Origin of the sequence: Actinoplanes solisilvae (assembly GCF_003999975.1) — a bacterium.
GTDB lineage: Bacteria > Actinomycetota > Actinomycetes > Mycobacteriales > Micromonosporaceae > Actinoplanes > Actinoplanes solisilvae.
Genome location: NZ_RJAC01000020.1, coordinates 161,507 through 177,919 on the forward strand (window position 1 = coordinate 161,507; position 16,413 = coordinate 177,919).

At 69.5% G+C, this 16,413-nt stretch carries 18 protein-coding genes; 13 read left to right on the forward strand and 5 right to left on the reverse strand.

Translation table 11 applies throughout. The features are described 5' to 3' along the window. The first annotated feature begins 79 nt into the window (after positions 1 to 79). The 3 genes from purS to purL are packed head-to-tail and all read left to right on the forward strand — an operon-like array spanning position 80 to position 3,653. Positions 80 to 337 carry a phosphoribosylformylglycinamidine synthase subunit PurS gene (gene purS, locus EER30_RS35795; RefSeq protein ID WP_127505356.1) on the forward strand — a complete coding sequence of 86 codons (258 nt, stop codon included), beginning with the start codon at positions 80 to 82 and terminating at the stop codon, positions 335 to 337. Continuing rightward, positions 334 to 1,044 (forward strand): phosphoribosylformylglycinamidine synthase subunit PurQ, encoded by a 711-nt coding sequence (purQ, locus tag EER30_RS35800; protein ID WP_127505357.1) that lies wholly within the window; start codon positions 334 to 336, stop codon positions 1,042 to 1,044. The genes purS and purQ overlap by 4 nt, the downstream gene beginning before the upstream one ends. Beyond that, a complete protein-coding gene (gene purL, locus EER30_RS35805; protein WP_127505358.1) occupies positions 1,041 to 3,653 on the forward strand; it encodes a phosphoribosylformylglycinamidine synthase subunit PurL in 2,613 nt (870 codons plus the stop codon). The genes purQ and purL overlap by 4 nt, the downstream gene beginning before the upstream one ends. Positions 3,654 to 3,779: 126 nt before the next feature. On the opposite strand, the gene EER30_RS35810 is transcribed toward purL, so the two are convergent. Then, the gene (locus EER30_RS35810; RefSeq protein WP_127505359.1) at positions 3,780 to 5,654 is read right to left on the reverse strand and encodes a carboxypeptidase-like regulatory domain-containing protein; all 1,875 of its coding nucleotides are present in this window, start codon (positions 5,652 to 5,654) and stop codon (positions 3,780 to 3,782) included. Between the two features lie 154 nt (positions 5,655 to 5,808). Here EER30_RS35810 and EER30_RS35815 point away from each other — a divergent pair, with 154 nt between their 5' ends. The 5 genes from EER30_RS35815 (at position 5,809) to amcA (ending at position 10,579) form a co-directional block, all read left to right on the forward strand. Further along, the gene (locus EER30_RS35815) at positions 5,809 to 6,171 is read left to right on the forward strand and encodes a sterol carrier family protein (protein ID WP_240670500.1); all 363 of its coding nucleotides are present in this window, start codon (positions 5,809 to 5,811) and stop codon (positions 6,169 to 6,171) included. A 143-nt stretch (positions 6,172 to 6,314) separates the two neighbouring features. Further along, positions 6,315 to 7,889, forward strand: coding sequence for an amidophosphoribosyltransferase (gene purF / locus EER30_RS35820; RefSeq protein ID WP_127505360.1), 1,575 nt, complete (start codon positions 6,315 to 6,317; stop codon positions 7,887 to 7,889). Positions 7,890 to 7,918: 29 nt separating this feature from the next. Then, positions 7,919 to 9,070 carry a phosphoribosylformylglycinamidine cyclo-ligase gene (gene purM / locus EER30_RS35825; protein WP_127505361.1) on the forward strand — a complete coding sequence of 384 codons (1,152 nt, stop codon included), beginning with the start codon at positions 7,919 to 7,921 and terminating at the stop codon, positions 9,068 to 9,070. A 194-nt stretch (positions 9,071 to 9,264) separates the two neighbouring features. Continuing rightward, entirely contained in the window at positions 9,265 to 10,374 is a 1,110-nt protein-coding gene (gene amcB, locus EER30_RS35830) for a cyclophane-forming radical SAM peptide maturase AmcB (RefSeq protein WP_127505422.1), read from the forward strand. After that, positions 10,337 to 10,579, forward strand: a complete 243-nt coding sequence (amcA, locus tag EER30_RS35835; protein WP_205650560.1) for a multiple cyclophane-containing RiPP AmcA — start codon at positions 10,337 to 10,339, stop codon at positions 10,577 to 10,579. Before amcB ends, amcA begins: the two co-directional genes overlap by 38 nt. A 183-nt stretch (positions 10,580 to 10,762) precedes the next feature. Here the strand turns inward: amcA and EER30_RS35840 are convergent, their stop codons facing one another. Together EER30_RS35840 and EER30_RS35845 are read right to left on the reverse strand one after the other, a co-directional pair. Further along, positions 10,763 to 10,975, reverse strand: coding sequence for a DUF3073 domain-containing protein (locus tag EER30_RS35840; protein ID WP_127505362.1), 213 nt, complete (start codon positions 10,973 to 10,975; stop codon positions 10,763 to 10,765). Between the two features lie 244 nt (positions 10,976 to 11,219). Continuing rightward, entirely contained in the window at positions 11,220 to 12,299 is a 1,080-nt protein-coding gene (locus EER30_RS35845) for a Glu/Leu/Phe/Val family dehydrogenase (RefSeq protein WP_127505363.1), read from the reverse strand. Between the two features lie 150 nt (positions 12,300 to 12,449). On the opposite strand from EER30_RS35845, the gene EER30_RS35850 reads away from it, so the two are divergent. Together EER30_RS35850 and EER30_RS35855 are read left to right on the forward strand one after the other, a co-directional pair. Next, on the forward strand, positions 12,450 to 13,289 hold the full coding sequence (locus tag EER30_RS35850; RefSeq protein WP_127505364.1) for a DUF8083 family protein: 840 nt from the start codon (positions 12,450 to 12,452) through the stop codon (positions 13,287 to 13,289). 282 nt (positions 13,290 to 13,571) lie between these two features. Continuing rightward, on the forward strand, positions 13,572 to 13,781 hold the full coding sequence (locus EER30_RS35855) for a BldC family transcriptional regulator (RefSeq protein WP_014687221.1): 210 nt from the start codon (positions 13,572 to 13,574) through the stop codon (positions 13,779 to 13,781). 104 nt (positions 13,782 to 13,885) lie between these two features. On the opposite strand, the gene EER30_RS35860 is transcribed toward EER30_RS35855, so the two are convergent. Then, positions 13,886 to 14,269, reverse strand: a complete 384-nt coding sequence (locus tag EER30_RS35860) for a PPOX class F420-dependent oxidoreductase (RefSeq protein ID WP_127505365.1) — start codon at positions 14,267 to 14,269, stop codon at positions 13,886 to 13,888. Positions 14,270 to 14,288: 19 nt separating this feature from the next. Here EER30_RS35860 and EER30_RS35865 point away from each other — a divergent pair, with 19 nt between their 5' ends. Then, positions 14,289 to 15,065: a class I SAM-dependent methyltransferase gene (locus EER30_RS35865; RefSeq protein WP_127505366.1), complete on the forward strand. Its 777-nt coding sequence runs from the start codon at positions 14,289 to 14,291 to the stop codon at positions 15,063 to 15,065. Continuing rightward, positions 15,062 to 15,613 carry an RNA 2'-phosphotransferase gene (locus EER30_RS35870; protein ID WP_127505367.1) on the forward strand — a complete coding sequence of 184 codons (552 nt, stop codon included), beginning with the start codon at positions 15,062 to 15,064 and terminating at the stop codon, positions 15,611 to 15,613. The genes EER30_RS35865 and EER30_RS35870 overlap by 4 nt, the downstream gene beginning before the upstream one ends. Positions 15,614 to 15,619: 6 nt before the next feature. Here EER30_RS35870 and EER30_RS35875 read toward each other — a convergent pair whose 3' ends face one another. Further along, positions 15,620 to 15,868: a hypothetical protein gene (locus EER30_RS35875; RefSeq protein ID WP_127505368.1), complete on the reverse strand. Its 249-nt coding sequence runs from the start codon at positions 15,866 to 15,868 to the stop codon at positions 15,620 to 15,622. A 93-nt stretch (positions 15,869 to 15,961) separates the two neighbouring features. Here EER30_RS35875 and EER30_RS35880 point away from each other — a divergent pair, with 93 nt between their 5' ends. Next, positions 15,962 to 16,381, forward strand: a complete 420-nt coding sequence (locus EER30_RS35880; RefSeq protein ID WP_205650561.1) for a PaaI family thioesterase — start codon at positions 15,962 to 15,964, stop codon at positions 16,379 to 16,381. Positions 16,382 to 16,413 lie beyond the last annotated feature (32 nt).

The following is a 16,413-nucleotide window of genomic DNA, read 5'->3' on the forward strand; positions in this document are numbered from 1 at the left end:
CGCGGCACCGGCCGACAAACTCGTAGCGTGGTTCACAAGGTAGGCTCCACGTGCTTACACCTATCAGTCAGGAGTGCCCGTGGCTCGCGTCGTGGTCGACGTCATGCTCAAGCCGGAGATCCTCGATCCGCAGGGCCAGGCAGTCGCCAATGCTCTGCCCCGGCTCGGCGTCAACGATGTTTCGTCCGTCCGCATCGGTCGCCGGATCGAGATCGAATTCGTCGGCGAGCCCGATCTCGACCGGGCTCGCGAGATCGCCGACAAACTGCTCGCCAACCCGGTGATCGAAGACTTCGCCATCCACGTCGTGGATGACGCCGCGGCGGAGGTCGTCTGACCATGCGCATCGGTGTGGTCACCTTCCCGGGCTCGCTGGACGACGGGGACGCGGCCCGCGCCGCGCGCATCGCCGGCGCCGACGTCGTCCGTCTCTGGCACGGCGATCCCGATCTGCACGGCGTCGACGCCGTGGTGCTGCCCGGCGGCTTCTCCTACGGCGACGCTCTGCGCTGCGGCGCGATCGCCCGGTTCGCCCCGGTGATGGAGACGATCATCGACGCGGCCCGTGGCGGCCTCCCGGTGCTCGGCATCTGCAACGGCTTCCAGATCCTCTGCGAGGCGCACCTGCTTCCCGGCGCGCTCACCCGCAACCAGCACCTGCACTTCCGCAACCGCGACCAGTTCCTGCGCGTCGAGTCGACCGGCACCGCGTGGACCAACAGCTTCACCGCCGGTCAGGAGATCCTGATCCCGGTGAAGAACGGCGAGGGTTGCTACGTCGCCGACGAGCGCACGCTCGACCAGCTCGAGGCCGAGGGCCGCGTGGTCGCGCGCTACATCCGCGGCAACCCCAACGGTTCGCAGCGCGACATCGCCGCGATCACCAACGAGGCCGGCAACGTGGTCGGCATCATGCCGCATCCGGAACACGCCGTGGAGGCGCTGACCGGCCCGTCGCTCGACGGCCTCGGCTTCTTCACTTCGGTCCTGCGCGCCCTCGCCGGGGCGTCCGCGGGCGCAAACGCAGGGGGACACCAGTCATGACGACGCAGCCGGACACGGCCACCAGCGGCGCGGTCGCGCCGTCGGCCGGGCCGAACCAGTCGCCGTCAGCGGGCAAGCAGACCGGCTTCGCCGCCACCGACGTGCTGGTCAACGAGTTCGACGGCGGACCCGACACCGTGCAGCGTGCCCTGAGCACCCCCGAGGAGCTGCAGCCGCACACCGAGCTCGGCCTCAAGGACGACGAGTACGACCGCATCCGTCAGATCCTCGGCCGGCGTCCCACCGCGTCCGAGCTGGCGATGTACTCGATCATGTGGAGCGAGCACTGCTCCTACAAGTCGAGCAAGGTGCACCTGCGCCAGTTCGGCGAGAAGACGCCGCAGGGCACCCGCATGCTCGCCGGCATCGGTGAGAACGCGGGCGTCGTACAGATCTCCGACGAGGTCGCGGTCGCCTTCAAGGTCGAGTCGCACAACCACCCCAGCTTCGTCGAGCCCTATCAGGGTGCGGCCACCGGCGTCGGCGGCATCGTGCGCGACATCCTGGCCATGGGCGCCCGCCCGATCGCGGTGATGGACCCGCTGCGCTTCGGCGCGGCCGACCACCCCGACACCGCCCGCGTGCTGCCCGGCATCGTCGCCGGCATCGGCGGCTACGGCAACTGCCTGGGCCTGCCCAACATCGGCGGCGAGATCGTCTTCGACCCGACCTACCAGGGCAACCCGCTGGTCAACGCCTTGAGCATCGGCGTGCTGCCGGTCGAGCGCCTGCAGCACAAAGAGGCAGCCGGCGTCGGCAACATCGTCGTGCTGCTCGGCGCGCGTACGGGCCGCGACGGCATCGGCGGCGTCTCCGTGCTGGCCTCGGCCACCTTCGACGAGGGCGCCGAGCAGCGCCGCCCGTCGGTGCAGGTCGGCGACCCGTTCATGGAGAAGCTGCTCATCGAGAGCTGCCTCGAGCTTTACGACGCCGGCCTCGTCGCCGGCATCCAGGACCTGGGCGGCGCCGGCCTGACCTGTGCGCTCACCGAAACCGCGGCTGCGGCCGGTGCCGGCATGCGGGTGTGGCTCGAGCGGGTTCCGCTGCGCGAGGCGTCCATGTCGCCCACCGAGATCCTGGCCAGTGAGTCCCAGGAGCGCATGCTCCTGATCGTCACACCGGAAAACCTCGAAGCGGTGCTCGGCGTGGCCGAGAAGTGGGGCGTCTGGGCCACCGCGATCGGCGAGGTCACCCCGGCCGGCGAGGACGGCTCCCCGGGACGCCTGCTGATCACCTGGAACGACCACGTCGTGGTGGACGTGCCTCCGGGCTCGCTCGCCGACGACGGCCCGGTCTACGCCCGGCCGATCCGCGAGCCCGCCGACCTGATCCTGATCCAGGCCGACAAGGCCGAGACGCTGCCCCGCCCGGCCACCGGTGACGAGCTGCGCGCGACCGTGCTGCGCATGATCGCCTCGCCGAACCTGTGCGACAAGAGCTGGGTCACCGAGCAGTACGACCGCTACGTCCTCGGCAACACCGTGCTGGCCCAGCCGGAAGACTCCGGTGTGCTGCGCATCGACGAGCGCAGCGGCGCCGGCGTTGCGCTTTCGGTCGACGGCAACGGCCGGATGGCCCGCCTCGACCCGTACGAGGGCTCCCGTTTCGCGCTGGCCGAGGCGTACCGGAACGTCGCCGTCACCGGCGCCGACCCGATCGCGGTCACCAACTGCCTGAACTTCGGCTCGCCCGAGGACCCGGCCGTGATGTGGCAGTTCGCCGAGGCCGTTCGCGCCCTGGCCGACGGCTGCCTCGAGCTCGGCACCCCGATGACCGGCGGCAACGTCAGCTTCTACAACCAGACCGGCGCGGCCGCGATCCACCCGACCCCGGTGGTCGGCGTGCTGGGCGTCTTCGACGACGTTGCCCGGCGCATCCCGATGGGCTTCCCGGCGGTGACCGGCGAGGGCGACCGGCTGTTCCTGCTCGGCGACACCGAGGTCGAGCTGTCCGGCTCCGAGTGGGCCTGGGTCACCCATGGCCACCTGGGCGGACGCCCGCCGAAGGTCGACCTCGGGCACGAGCAGCGGCTGGCTCAGATGATGGCCCGCGCCTCGCACGCCGGTCACGTCAGCGCCGCGCACGACCTCTCCGACGGCGGCCTGTCCCAGGTGCTGGTCGAGAGCTGCCTGCGCCGCAACGTGGGCGCCAAGGTCGCGCTGCCCGACGACGGCAAGTCCGCGTTCGTTCACCTCTTCAGCGAGTCGACCGGTCGCGTGCTGATCGCCGTGCCCCGCGGGCACGACAAGGCGTTCGTGGCCCTCGCCGCCGAGTACGGCATCACCTGCACGCCGCTCGGCAGCACCACCGCCGAGCCGGTGCTCGAGGTGCGCGACCAGTTCAGCCTGCCGCTCGACGAGGCCCGCGAGGCGTTCGAGGGGACGCTGCCCCGCCTCTTCGGCGGCGCGGCCGAGCTGGCCAACCGGCACGGCGACCCGGAGCACGCGGCCGACCCGACCGCGCCGGCGAGCCCCGACCGCGGCAACCAGGTGCTGATCGCCGCGGCGGCCGGTGCGGCGATGGAGTCCGCGGCTCCGATCGAGGCGGACGGTATTCCGGCCGCCTCCGTGGCCGAGGTCAAGGAGCCGGTGCCCGACGAGGACGCCTGATCCAGCAATACACAGAACCGGTCGGCGGAAACGCCGGCCGGTTCTTTTTTGTGTGCGCCCTCCAGATACGAAAGAGCCGGTCGGCGTTTCCGCCGACCGGCTCTTTCGGTGTCCTATTTCAGGGACTCAGTAGTCGTGGCCACCCCGTCGCTGGACGGGTGGGTCCTGCCGGCCGCCGTAGGTGCCGTTGCCGCGCTGGCCCTGGTTGTTGCCGTACTGCTGTTGCTGCTGGTCGTCGTATCCGCCCTGGTCGGCGTACCCGCCGCCCTGGTAGGAGTCGTAACCGCCGCGCTGCTCGCCCTGGTAACCCTGCTCGTAGTCGCCGGCGTTGTACTGCTGGGTGCCGCCGCCGTACTGGGCGGTGCCGCTGTACTGACCGCCGCCCTGCGGGCCGTAGCCGTTGTTGTTGTCGACGCCGTCCGCGGGCGACTCCCACGATCCGTAACCGCCGGGGCTAGCCGGCTGCTGTCCGTAACCGTCGGCTTGGTAGCCGTCGGCAGCCTGGTCGGCGCCGTACTGGCCACCACCGTACGGCTGGGTGCCGCCGCCGTACTGGCCGCCGGCCTGGTCGTAGCCGTCGGCCTCGGGCCGGTACATTCCGGTCGGCTCGCTGTACGTTCCGTAACCGCCGCCCTGCTGAGCGCCGGCGCCGGCGTAGTCGTCGTCCTGGCCGGCACCGTACTGCTGAGTGCCCGCGCCGTACTGGCCGCCACCGGCAGCGCCGTAGGGCTGGGTGCCCGCGCCGTACTGGTTGGCCTGGCCGCCCTGGTCGTCCCAGCCGCCCTGCTGAGCGCCGGCGAAGGTGCCGGGCTGCGGCATCGGCGCGCCGTAGGGGTCGGGGAACTCGTCCTCGACCGGAGCGGGCCGGTGGATCATGGTCGGCGCGTCCGACATGGACGGCGCGCCCGAACGCGGGGCGACCATGGTCGCGTCGTTGCGGGCACCGGCGCCGACCGGCGCGCCGACGCGCGTTGCGTCGCTGCGCCCGCCGCGGCTCGGCGGCACCGAGCCACCCGGGCCACCACGGCCGGTCGAATCGTCGTCGCCGTTGTCGGCGTTGCGGCGGCGCAGCACCACCAGCACGATCGCGCCGATGCCGGCCGCGACCAGCAGCACGCCGACGATGATGTAGAGCATTGAGCCGCCGCTGTCCTCCTCGGTGGAGGCGGCGTTGTTGGCGTCCTGGTCGGTGGCCTCGGTCTCGGCCGGAGTCGTCGCCTCGTCGGACGGGTCCTCGGTGGGCACGGCGCTGGCCGACGCGCTCGGCGAGGCCGAGGCCGAGGGGGACGCGGTGACTTTGGCCTTCAAGGTCAGCGACACGGTCACGTTGCGGCCGGCGTCGGCCTGCCGCTGGACGGCGGCCTCGATGAAGCCGTCCTTGCCGGCGCCGATCGAGATCTTGCCGGGGGCGATCGGGTTGTTGTCCGACGAGCGGAAGGAGAACTGGCCGGAACCGTCCGACGTGGTCGTGAAGGTGCGGCCGGTGCTGTCCTTCATGCCGACAATCGCGCCGGCCACCGACTTGCCGTCCTGGTCCTTGACGCGGCCGGAGACCTGACGCACGGCCTGCGGCTTGTCCGGTCCCTTGACCTTGATGACCGCGGTGGCCTCGCCGCGATCGTCCTCGCCGGCGACCGAGGCGGTGACCTTGACCGTCGCGTTCTGCGTCTCCCCGGCGGCAACCTGAGGCGCGGTGAGCGAGACCGTGAACTGGGTGCCGTCGGCGTCGACCTGGCCGCTCTTCTGGCAGTCGTTGCCGCAATCCATGCCGCCGCTGACGGTGATCGAGCCGTCCACCGGCAACGGAGCGGGATTATTGGTGTTGACGACCGTGACTGTCATGGTGAGCCGGCCGCCCGAGAGAACGTCGCGCTGCACCTGGATAGACACGTCCGGCGCGTCAGCGAACGCCACCGCGGGTGCGACGACGAGTCCGCCGAGCACCACCGCCAGTAACGCACCGGCCTGGGCCGCCCGGGCTCGTAGGTGCGTCGTCACCATCCACCGCCTTCCGGTCGCACGGTCGTCCGGCCGTTTTGGGTGCCGGTTACATCCCGCGACTAAAACACCGTCGGCCACTATGCCTTGTCACACGTCCGTTGCGCGACCCAGGGCCGCGTACCAATCTTGGAGAAGCGAGTCGTATTGTCCGGACGTGTCCCCTGCGCACAATAAATCTGACTCGGTGAAGCAAGCGTTGGACGCGCTGGACCGCGGCGCCGAAGTTGAGAGATCCGTGCTGCGTGACGCTGTGCGAGCACTGCTGGCGGAGCTGTCACGCAAGGCGCCTGGCCGATCGGTCGAGGTGCGGATTCCGCCTTTCGGTGCGATTCAGTGTGTTCCCGGTCCTAGGCACACACGCGGCACACCGCCCAATGTGGTCGAAGCGGATCCGGTCACCTGGGTGCTCGTCGCCACGCTCCGTATGAGCTGGGCGGATGCAGTGCGTGACGGACGGTTACGGGCGAGCGGTAATCGCACCGACCTGACCGAATACCTTCCGCTGACCGGGGAGTGACCCTGCGTCGGGGCAGCGTGAGCTGCTACTGAGACCGGGCCGGGCCCGGTCGGCTCGCGTACACTTGTCGGTCGGACGGTCCAGCACGTTTCCAAAGCCAGCTGGGTTCTAAAGCCGGCAAGGTTCTAAGGCAGGAGCGACAGGTGCCCCGAGGCGACGGCCGGTTGACCGACGATCTCGACCCCCAGGAGCGCGGCCCCCAGGACGCCTGCGGCGTCTTCGGCGTCTGGGCCCCCGAGGAAGAGGTCGCCAAACTCACCTACTTCGGGCTCTTCGCTCTCCAGCATCGCGGCCAAGAGGCCGCCGGCATCGCGGTGAGTGACGGCTCCGGCGTGGTGGTCTACAAGGACCTCGGCCTGGTGTCCCAGGTCTTCGACGAGCCCACGCTGGCGAGCCTGCGCGGCCACCTCGCGATCGGGCACACGCGTTACTCCACCACCGGCGGTTCGAACTGGGAGAATGCCCAGCCGACGATCCGCGCGACCACGGCCGGCACGACGATCGCGCTGGCCCACAACGGCAACCTGGTCAACACGGCCGAGATGGCTCGCGAGGTCGCCGAGCGCGGCCTGGAAGTCGACAGCGCCACCTCCGACACCGCCCTGGTCACCACGCTCCTCGCCAGCCGCCCCGATCTCTCGGTCGAGGCCGCCGCGCTCGAGGTGCTGCCGACCCTGCGCGGCGCGTTCAGCTTTGTCTTCATGGACGAGAACACCCTCTATGCCGCGCGCGACCCCCAGGGCGTACGCCCCCTGGTCCTCGGCCGCATGGAGAGGGGCTGGGTCGTCGCCAGCGAGACCGCCGCCCTCGACATCGTCGGCGCGAGCTTCGTGCGCGAGGTCGAGCCGGGCGAGATGCTCGCGGTCGACGAGCACGGCCTGCGTTCCACCCGGTTCGGCGCGCCCGAGCCCAAGGGCTGCATCTTCGAATACGTCTACCTGGCCCGCCCCGACACGACGATCGCCGGCCGCAACGTCTACTCGGCCCGCGTCGAGGTCGGCCGCCGCCTCGCCAAGGAGCACCCGGTCGAGGCCGACCTGGTCATCCCGGTGCCCGAGTCGGGCACCCCGGCCGCGATCGGCTACGCCGAGGCCTCCGGCATCCCCTACAGCGCCGGTCTCACCAAGAACGCCTACGTCGGCCGCACCTTCATCCAGCCGTCGCAGACGATCCGCCAGCTCGGCATCCGGCTCAAGCTCAACCCGCTGCGCGAGGTCGTGCGGGGCAAGCGCCTGGTCGTGGTCGACGACTCGATCGTCCGTGGCAACACCCAGCGGGCCCTGGTGCGCATGCTGCGTGAGGCGGGCGCCCTCGAGGTGCACGTGCGCATCTCGTCGCCCCCGGTGCAGTGGCCCTGTTTCTACGGCATCGACTTCGCCACCCGCGCCGAGTTGATCGCCAACGGCCTCGACAATGAGGGCATCCGCCGCTCGATCGGCGCCGACAGTCTGGGTTATGTTTCCCTGGACGGGCTGGTGCAGGCGACCGAGCAGCCGAAAACGCGGCTCTGCATGGCATGCTTCGACGGTCAGTATCCGATCGAGCTTCCGGCCGGCAACCTGATCGGCAAGCACCTGCTCGAGGGCGTCGGCAAGCGCGCCTCGATGCCGTCGGCGACCAACGACGCCGCGACCGCGGCCGTGGCCGAGCTCGAGACGACCGAGTTCGCCACCGAGATGGCCGGCCAGGGTGGCTCGACCGCCCTGAACCACCCGTGACTGACGAAGAACGCTCTAAGGGGAGAACCGTGACGCACGTGTCCGAGCGCAACAGTGCCGGATCCAACGGCGCTGAGGGCGCCGACCGCCAGCCGTGGACGGCGGGCGCCGGCCGCGGTGTGCGTAAGCGCACGGCCACGTACGCCGACGCGGGCGTCTCGATCGAGGCCGGTGACCGGGCCGTCGAGCTGCTCAAGTCGAAGGTGAAGAAGACCACCCGCCCCGAGGTGATCGGCGACCTGGGTGGCTTCTCGGGCCTCTTCCGGCTCAACACCGCGAAGTACAAGAGCCCGATCCTGGCCTCCTCGACCGACGGCGTCGGCACCAAGCTGGTCATCGCCCAGCAGCTCGACATCCACGACACCATCGGCATCGACCTGGTCGCCATGGTCGTCGACGACCTGGTGGCCTGCGGGGCCGAGCCGCTGTTCCTGCTCGACTACATCGCCTGCGGCGAGGTCGTGCCCGACAAGGTCGCCGAGATCGGCGCCGGCATCGCCGACGGCTGCCGTTACGCCGGCTGCGCGCTGCTCGGCGGCGAGACCGCCGAACACCCGGGCGTCCTGCGCCCGGACGAGTACGACGTCTCCGCCACCGGCGTCGGCGTCGTCGAGGAGAGCGAGATCCTCGGCCCGCAGCGGGTCGAGGTCGGCGACGCGGTGATCGCGATGCGCTCGTCGGGCCTGCACTCCAACGGCTACTCGCTGGTGCGCCACGTCCTGCTGGGCGCCGGCCGCATGCGTCTCGACTCGGTGGTCGACGACTTCGGCAGCCAGCGCACCCTGGGCGAGGAACTCCTCACCCCCACCAAGATCTACGCCAAGGACTGCCTGGGCCTGATCGAGGAGACCGACGTCCGCGCGTTCTCGCACGTGACCGGCGGCGGCATCCCCGGCAACCTCAACCGCGTCCTGCCGACGAACATGGACGCGGTCGTCGACCGTTCGACCTGGCGTCCGCAGCCCATCTTCGACCTCATCCAGGCCAAGGGCCGCATCGAGGACCACGAGATGGAAGCCACGTTCAACATGGGCGTCGGCATGTTCGCGATCGTCTCGTCCGACGACGCCGACCGCGCGATGGCCTACCTGACCGGCCGTGGCGTCGAGGCGTGGCAGGTCGGCGAGGTCATCGAGGGCGCCGGCGACGTGCAGATGATGGGTCAGTACACCCGCGGCTGACGGGGTTCCGCACCTACGGCCAGGCGAAAGATCTTGGGCGTTGCCGCCCGAACGTGAAATGATCCGCGTGTGTCGATATCCGGCACATGCGGATCTTTCGTTTACTCCGGTGGACCCCGAGGCCTAGCCTCTGACGTGAGTTCTCACATTTTCCGCCGGACGGGGGTGCTTTGGTGGAGCGGGCCTGGAATGGGATGCGGGGGATCGCGTCCGTACCGACCTATGTCGTGATGCAGCCCACGACCCTCTGCAACCTCGACTGCGGCTACTGCTATCTCCCGTTCCGGGCCGCCGACAAGCGCATGCCGGTCGAGGTCGCCCGGGCCGTCGCCACGTCGGTCGAGGGCTGGGCCGGCGACGGGCGGTTCTCGGTGGTCTGGCACGGCGGTGAGCCCCTGGCGGCCGGCCGCGATCATCTCGCTGCCCTGATGGCGCCCTTCGGCCCCGGCATCGAGCACCACGTGCAGACCAACGCGACCCTGATCGACGACGCCTGGTGCGAATTCTTCCAGACCCATGACGTACGGGTCAGTGTCAGCGTCGACGGTCCCGAGGCGCACAACGGCGAGCGTGTCACCCGGGGCGGCAAGCCCGCGTACGACCGCATCGTGCGCGGCATCGAAGCGCTTCGGCGACACGACCTCCCGTTCTCGGCGCTCTGCGTCGTCGGTGACCCGCGGCCCGGTTTCGCCGCCGAGCTCTACGCCTACTTCCTCGAGCTGGGCTGCGACGTGCTCGGCATCAACGTCGAGGAGCAGGAGGGCGTCAACACCCGTGCCAACGGGCACGCCGCCGCCGACGTCACCGCCTTCTGGGCCGAGCTGGTCACGGCCTGGCGTGCCGACCCTCGCATCCACCTGCGCGAGGTCGAGTGGTCGCTGCGCTACGTCTCGGCGGTGCTCGACGGCACCGCCGACGACCTGCTGCCCCGGCGGCTCGACCCGATCCCGACCGTCGCGCACGACGGCTCGGTCGTGCTGCTCTCGCCCGAGCTGGCCGGCTTCTCCGACCCGCGATACGGCGACTTCACCAGTGGCAACGTGCTCACCACGCCGCTGGCGGAGATCCTCGCCGGGGCGGCCGGCACGTCGTGGATCGGCGAGTTCCTGCAGGGCGTGGAGTCGTGCCGTGCAAGCTGTCCGTACTTCGGTTTCTGCGGGGGCGCCCACGCGGCCAACCGCTACTTCGAGCAGGGCCGGTTCGACACCACCGAGACCGACCACTGCCGGAACAGCAAGATTCGCCTACTGGAGGGAGTGCTGGACCATGCCCGAGACCACGAGTCCTCGGCTGTCCGATGCTGAGCTGTCCGACGAGCTGGGGATCGATCCGGTGACGGCACGGGTGCGCGACACCCGGGCAGGGCTGGCCGCGCTCATCGAGGAAGCAGAAACGGCCCGGCGGTCCCGAGCCGAAAGCACGTCAGAAGACAGCTCGGCCGTCTGCGCCTGGAACCATTTTGAAAACATCCCGACGTTCTACAACTGGAACAACAGGCCCAGGCAGTAGTTCGCTCGGCAGCCCACGCGCAACGTCAGCGGGCTCAACGGCGCGAGGCGGAATCGGTTCGAAGCCCACGCGGACATCAGCCCGCGTGGGCTTCGGTGTTGAACCGTAGGCAGTGTTGACTAAGACAAATGACCACGACACACGGAAGCACGCGGTCTGCCGCGTGCTCTGTGCAATGCGGGGTCAGCGCCTTGTCGGCGACCAGGAGTCCTGATCGTCGTCAGCGTCGTCCTCGTCATCGTCGACGAACTCATCGTTGTCGTCGTCGAAGTGACGGTCGGACTTACCGGCACCCGCCAGTTCGCGCTGCAAGGCGGTGAGGTCGGTGTTCGGAGAGTGATATTTCAACTCCCGGGCCACCTTCGTCTGCTTGGCCTTAGCACGGCCGCGCCCCATGGCTCGACCCCCTCGCACAGAATTCGGGGCAGCCCGAAGGCGGGCCCCGATGACGTTAGGCATCTCTCGTGGGTCTTACGGTACATGGACGATGCCGCCTTCGGCACCTCGGGTTGCGTGTGACACTGCCGCGCGTCGCGGTTTTCCGTCCCGGAACGCGCGGCAGGCACTAAACCGCTCTCATTTTCACCCTCGGTGCCCTCCGTTCGGGTTCTCAAACCCGACCGTTCGTACAGGTGAGGGCCTAGCTGAGATAGATCGACCGGAGGCGTCCGACCTCGGCCATGCGCTGCTCGGCGAGCCGGTCGGCGGCGACCGCGGGAGCGACGCCCTCGGTGTCAGCCACCTGCAGGATGCGGCGCGTGGTCTCGAAGATGCCGGTGGCGCGCAGCTTGGCCCGCTCGAAGTTGAAGCCCTCGATCTCGTCGGCCACCTGGATCACGCCGCCGGCGTTGACCAGATAGTCGGGCGTGTAGAGGATGCCCCGCTCGGCCAGCGTCTTCTCGATGCCGGGGTGGGCGAGCTGGTTGTTGGCGCCACCGGTGACGACCTTGGCCCGCAGGACTCCGACGGTGTCGTCGTCGAGTGCGCCGCCGAGCGCGCACGGGGCGTAGACGTCGAGGTCCGAGGTGATCAGGGCCTGGGTGTCGGCGACGAGCTCGATCTGGGGATAGGTGGTGCGGGCCCAGCTCAGCGCGGACTCGTTCACATCGGTGGCGATCACCGCGGCGCCGTCCTCGATCAGGTGGCCGGCGAGGTATTTGCCGACCTTGCCGAGACCGGCGATGCCGACCGTCCGCCCGGCGAGCGTGGGGCGGCCCCACGTGTGCTCGGCCGCCGCGCGCATGCCCTGGAAGACACCCCAGGCCGTGAGGATGGAGGAGTCGCCGGCGCCGCCGTGCTCGAGGCTGCGGCCGGTGACGTAGCGCGTCTCGCGGGCGATCACGTCCATGTCGGGGACGTAGGTGCCGACGTCGCACGCGGTGTAGTAGCGGCCGTGCAGCGACTCGACGAAGCGGCCGTAGGCGCGCAGCAGACCCTCGGACTTGGCGCGGGCCGGGTCGCCCCAGATGACCGCCTTACCGCCGCCGAGGTCAAGACCGGCCAGAGCGTTCTTGTACGCCATGCCGCGCGAAAGCTTCAGCACGTCGGCGAGCGCTGCTTCCTCACTCTCGTACGGATAGAAGCGGGTGCCGCCGAGCGCCGGCCCGAGGGCCGTGGAGTAGATCCCGATGATCGCCTTGAGGCCGGTCTGCCGGTCCTGGCAGAAGACGACCTGTTCGTGACCGTTGGCGTCGGTGCCGTCGGTGTCGAACACGCCCATGGCTGTTCTCCTGATCTCGTTTCAGGCCCTTGTGGGGCGGGTCGGCCGGCGAGGGTGTGCCGGACAGTGCGAGCCTAGTCGGGCAGTCGTCGCGGTGATTACGTCCGCGCGGGAAGTTCCACCCGGCCGATTTCGTGAAAGGATCGCGCCGTGCCGTCACTGTTCGCGTCGTACCTGAGGGTTTACGAGCCGCTGACCGCGTTCGATCGAGACCGTCAGGTTTTCTGGCGTAAATACGCCCGTGAGGGTCGCGCCCTGGGCCCGGTCGACGGTCCGCTCCGGCAGCGCTCGGCCGTTCTCGAGGCGCTCGGCGCCGGTTGGACCAGGTTGCCCGATCTTCCCGACGAGGCCTATGTGTTGCAGTCGGGCGACTCGCTGCTGGTCTGCCCGTGGAACCTGCGTCTGCGTGTGGCCGAGGCCGCCCTCAACGCGCGTGACGGCGTGCCCAGCGTGCTGGCCGACGCGTTCGTGCCGCCCGTGCTGGCCGGTCAGGCAAAGGCCATCGTGGAAGATTGGCGCAGCGGGGCCAAGGTGCTCGAGCACGGCGTGCCGCGGGTGCACGAGCAGATCGCGACCTGGGGTGTGCCGCTGCGCTGGTTCGTCTTCGTCGACCTCGAGGAGCGGGTCATCGACCTTGCCTCCCAACCGCGCATGCTGCGCTACCGCACCGAGATCTCCAAGGCTCGCCGGCGTGCCCATCGCGCGGTGGCGGTGCTGCGCAAGTCGCTCGGCGACGCCCCGATCACCGAGGCCGTTGAGGAGGGCACTCGCTGGCTCGAGGAGTTCCATCCGCGGTCGATCGTCGAGCTTGACTACGGCGGCCTCGTCAACCTTCTCCCGGATGACGTTCTCGCCGGTGACGATTCACCCGGCGTGGTGGCGGCCGGGCTGTCGGCCCTGTCGCGCGGCGATGCCGACGACGCCTCCGGCGCCTACGAAAAGCTGGTCGAGCGCTGGCGCGCGGTCCAACTGCTGGAACGCTGCAACTGAGCTGCGGGAATGCGTACAGAAGGGCTTGTTTCACCTGCCGTGGGAACGCTCCCGAGGTGAACACTCTTCGTAATCATGGGTCGCCGAAGCGTGATAATCGGACTAAACGAGACACTATCTGGCGTAGAAAACACGCAAAAATCGGGCATGCTTCATCCGTCTATCTGGGGACGTTCGTCCGTTCGGCCCATGTCGGACATCGGGGACTAGCCGGACCATGAGAGACGCACCGGCCGGCGGGACCCCGGCCGATGTCTTTAGGTACCTGTGGAGGAGTGACCGATGGCATCGCGTACGCACGATCCTGAGCCGCTACTAACACCGGCCGAGGTGGCGTCGATGTTCCGTGTCGACCCGAAGACCGTCACCCGGTGGGCGAAGGCTGGCAAGCTGAGTGCGATCCGCACTCTGGGCGGCCACCGTCGTTACCGGGAGTCGGAGGTTCGTGCCCTGCTGCAGGGGCAGATTCCCACGCAGCGTCAGGGCGACTGAACCGACCTTCCTCGGTCGAGACGGAAGATCGTTGCAAGGGGCGAGCGCTGGGGAAGGCGATCGCCCCTTCTTCGTATCCAGAGTTCCTGGAGTCCGCTCGGCTGTCAGGCCGGATTCACGATGATCACCGTGATGCGCTCGCGCCGGCGCTTGCCCATCAGCCGATAGCGGAGCGTCCCGAAGACGCCGAGCAGTCTGTATTTGCGCGCCAGCACCTCGGCGAAGTGATCGCGCTCGGCGTCATCACCGATGCGGGCCCGTCCCTCGACGGCCTCACCCCGTACGTTTCCTCGCACATCGCACGCGGCCAGGGTGACCCGCGGATTGTTGCGGACCCGCTTGACCTTCCAGGAGTCGCTCACGGTCCAGACGGCCGCGCCGTCGCCGGCGGGCAGGACCCACACCGGCGTCGCGACCGGGCTCCCGTCCTTGCGGAACGTCGTCAGGGAGGCGTACTTCTCCGAACTGATTTGCTCCAAGGTCGGCATGGGCACAAGGGTAGTGGTCATGGACGATTTTCTTGTCGGCGACGCGTTCGGCGAGATGATCCGCGACGCCTACGCGGTGCACACCGGGATCGGGCCACGACCGCTCGCCGGGGGACGCAAGCACCGCCCGGTGATCGAGGTGATCGAACGCGACGACGGTCTCATCAACGGCGCACTGGCCGACCACTATCTCGACGAGCCCGGCGAGTGGGAGCACTATGACCACCGGGCGCTGAGTCTCTGTCGCGGGCACGTCCTCGATATCGGGGTCGGTGCCGGACGTACGGCCATCGAGCTGCAACGCCGGGGCATGGCCGTGACGGGACTCGACACCTCGCCCGGAGCCATCGAAGTCGCACGCCGCCGAGGCCTGCGCGACACCGTCCTCAACACCGTTGACGCGTACGCATCCGCCAGCGTCCGGTATGACACGTTCCTGTTGCTCGGCAACAACCTCGGCCTGCTCGAGGGGGCCGAACGCGCCCCCGTCTTCCTGGCCGCGCTGGCCCGGCTGGCCAATCCCGGCGCCCGGATCGTCGCGCAGGGCACCGACCCCTACGGCACCACCGACCCGGTGCAGGTCGCCTATCACCAGCGCAACCGGGACCGTGGCCGGTTCGGCGGGCAGATCCGGTTGCGGCTGCGCTACCGCCGGGTCGCCAGCGAGTGGTTCGACTACTTGAACCTCTCGGTGGCCGAGCTGGAAGGACTGCTCGAGGGAACGCCGTGGCGCCTGGCCGCCATCGACGATTCCGACCGGCCCTACTACCTCGCGGTGATGGAGCTGCGGGAGTGACCGCCCTGAGCCGTGAGCAGGTGCGCGTCAGCCGGCGGATCGCGCTGGTGCTGCGGCACCGGCCCGAGTCGGCCGGCCTGACTCTCGACGCGAACGGCTGGGTGCCGGTCGACGAACTGCTCGCCGCTCTGCGTCTGACGCGGGCCGAGCTCGACGCGGTCGTCGAGCACAACGACAAGTCCCGCTTCGCCGTGGCCCGCCGCGAAGACGGCACCGACTGGATCAGGGCCAGCCAGGGCCACTCCCGCCGGGTGCCCGTCGACCTCGAACTGCCGCCGGTCGACCCGCCGCCCGTGCTCTTCCACGGCACGCCCCGCAGCAACCTCGACCCGATCCTGCGTGCCGGGCTGCACTCGCGCAGCCGCCACCACGTGCACCTCTCCGCCGACGTGCCGACGGCGCTCACGGTGGCGCGCCGCCGGTCAGCCGACGTCGTGGTGCTGCGGGTGGCGGCGGGCGAAATGGCGAAAGACGGTCACGTCTTCCGCCTCAGCGCGAACGGCGTTTGGCTGACCTCGGCCGTGCCGCCACGCTATCTCCGGATCTGAGGTCTTTCAGACCGCCGGGGGCAGCCCGCCGTCGCCGTCCACGATCAGGTCGGGGTTCCCGTCCTCGTCGAGGTCGACCATCGTGACGTCGACCTTGCCGTCGCCGTCGGTGTCGAACTGGAAGAGGTCGGGTTTGCCGTCCCCGTCGGTGTCGGACACCCACACGTCGTTCCGGCCGTCTCCGTTGGCGTCCCGGGCGATCAGGTCGACGCGGTCGTCCCCGCGAGTCTCGACAGTCTCCTGCGGCTCGGTCACGGAACCTCCCAAGATTTTGTGAACGTGACCCCCGGAACAGTAGGGCCCAACTCACAACGCCGCGAGCCGAGCGTCGCCGGTAACGTTCATCGAATGGACATAGCTGCCGACAGCGTGCAGGAACTCTTCACCACCGGCGGCGGCGGATCGCTCGGTGCGCGCATGGGCATCCAGCTCAGCGAGGCCTCGGCCGAGCGGGTCGTGGGCACCATGCCGGTCGAGGGCAACACCCAGCCGTACGGGTTGCTGCACGGTGGCGCGTCCTGCGTGCTGGCCGAGACGCTGGGCTCGGTGGGAGCGGTCATGCACGGCCAGACCGTCGACCGGCCGTTCGCCGTCGGTGTCGACATCAACGCCACCCATCACCGGTCCGCCCGCTCGGGCGTTGTCACGGGCATCGCCACACCGGTCCACCGGGGCCGCACGATGGCGACGTACGAAATCGTCATCACCGACGACAGTGGGGAGCGCGTCTGCACGGCGCGCATCACCTGCCTGTTGCGCGGGGCCTGATTTCCTTCTCGACGGGCGAACCTTGACCGATC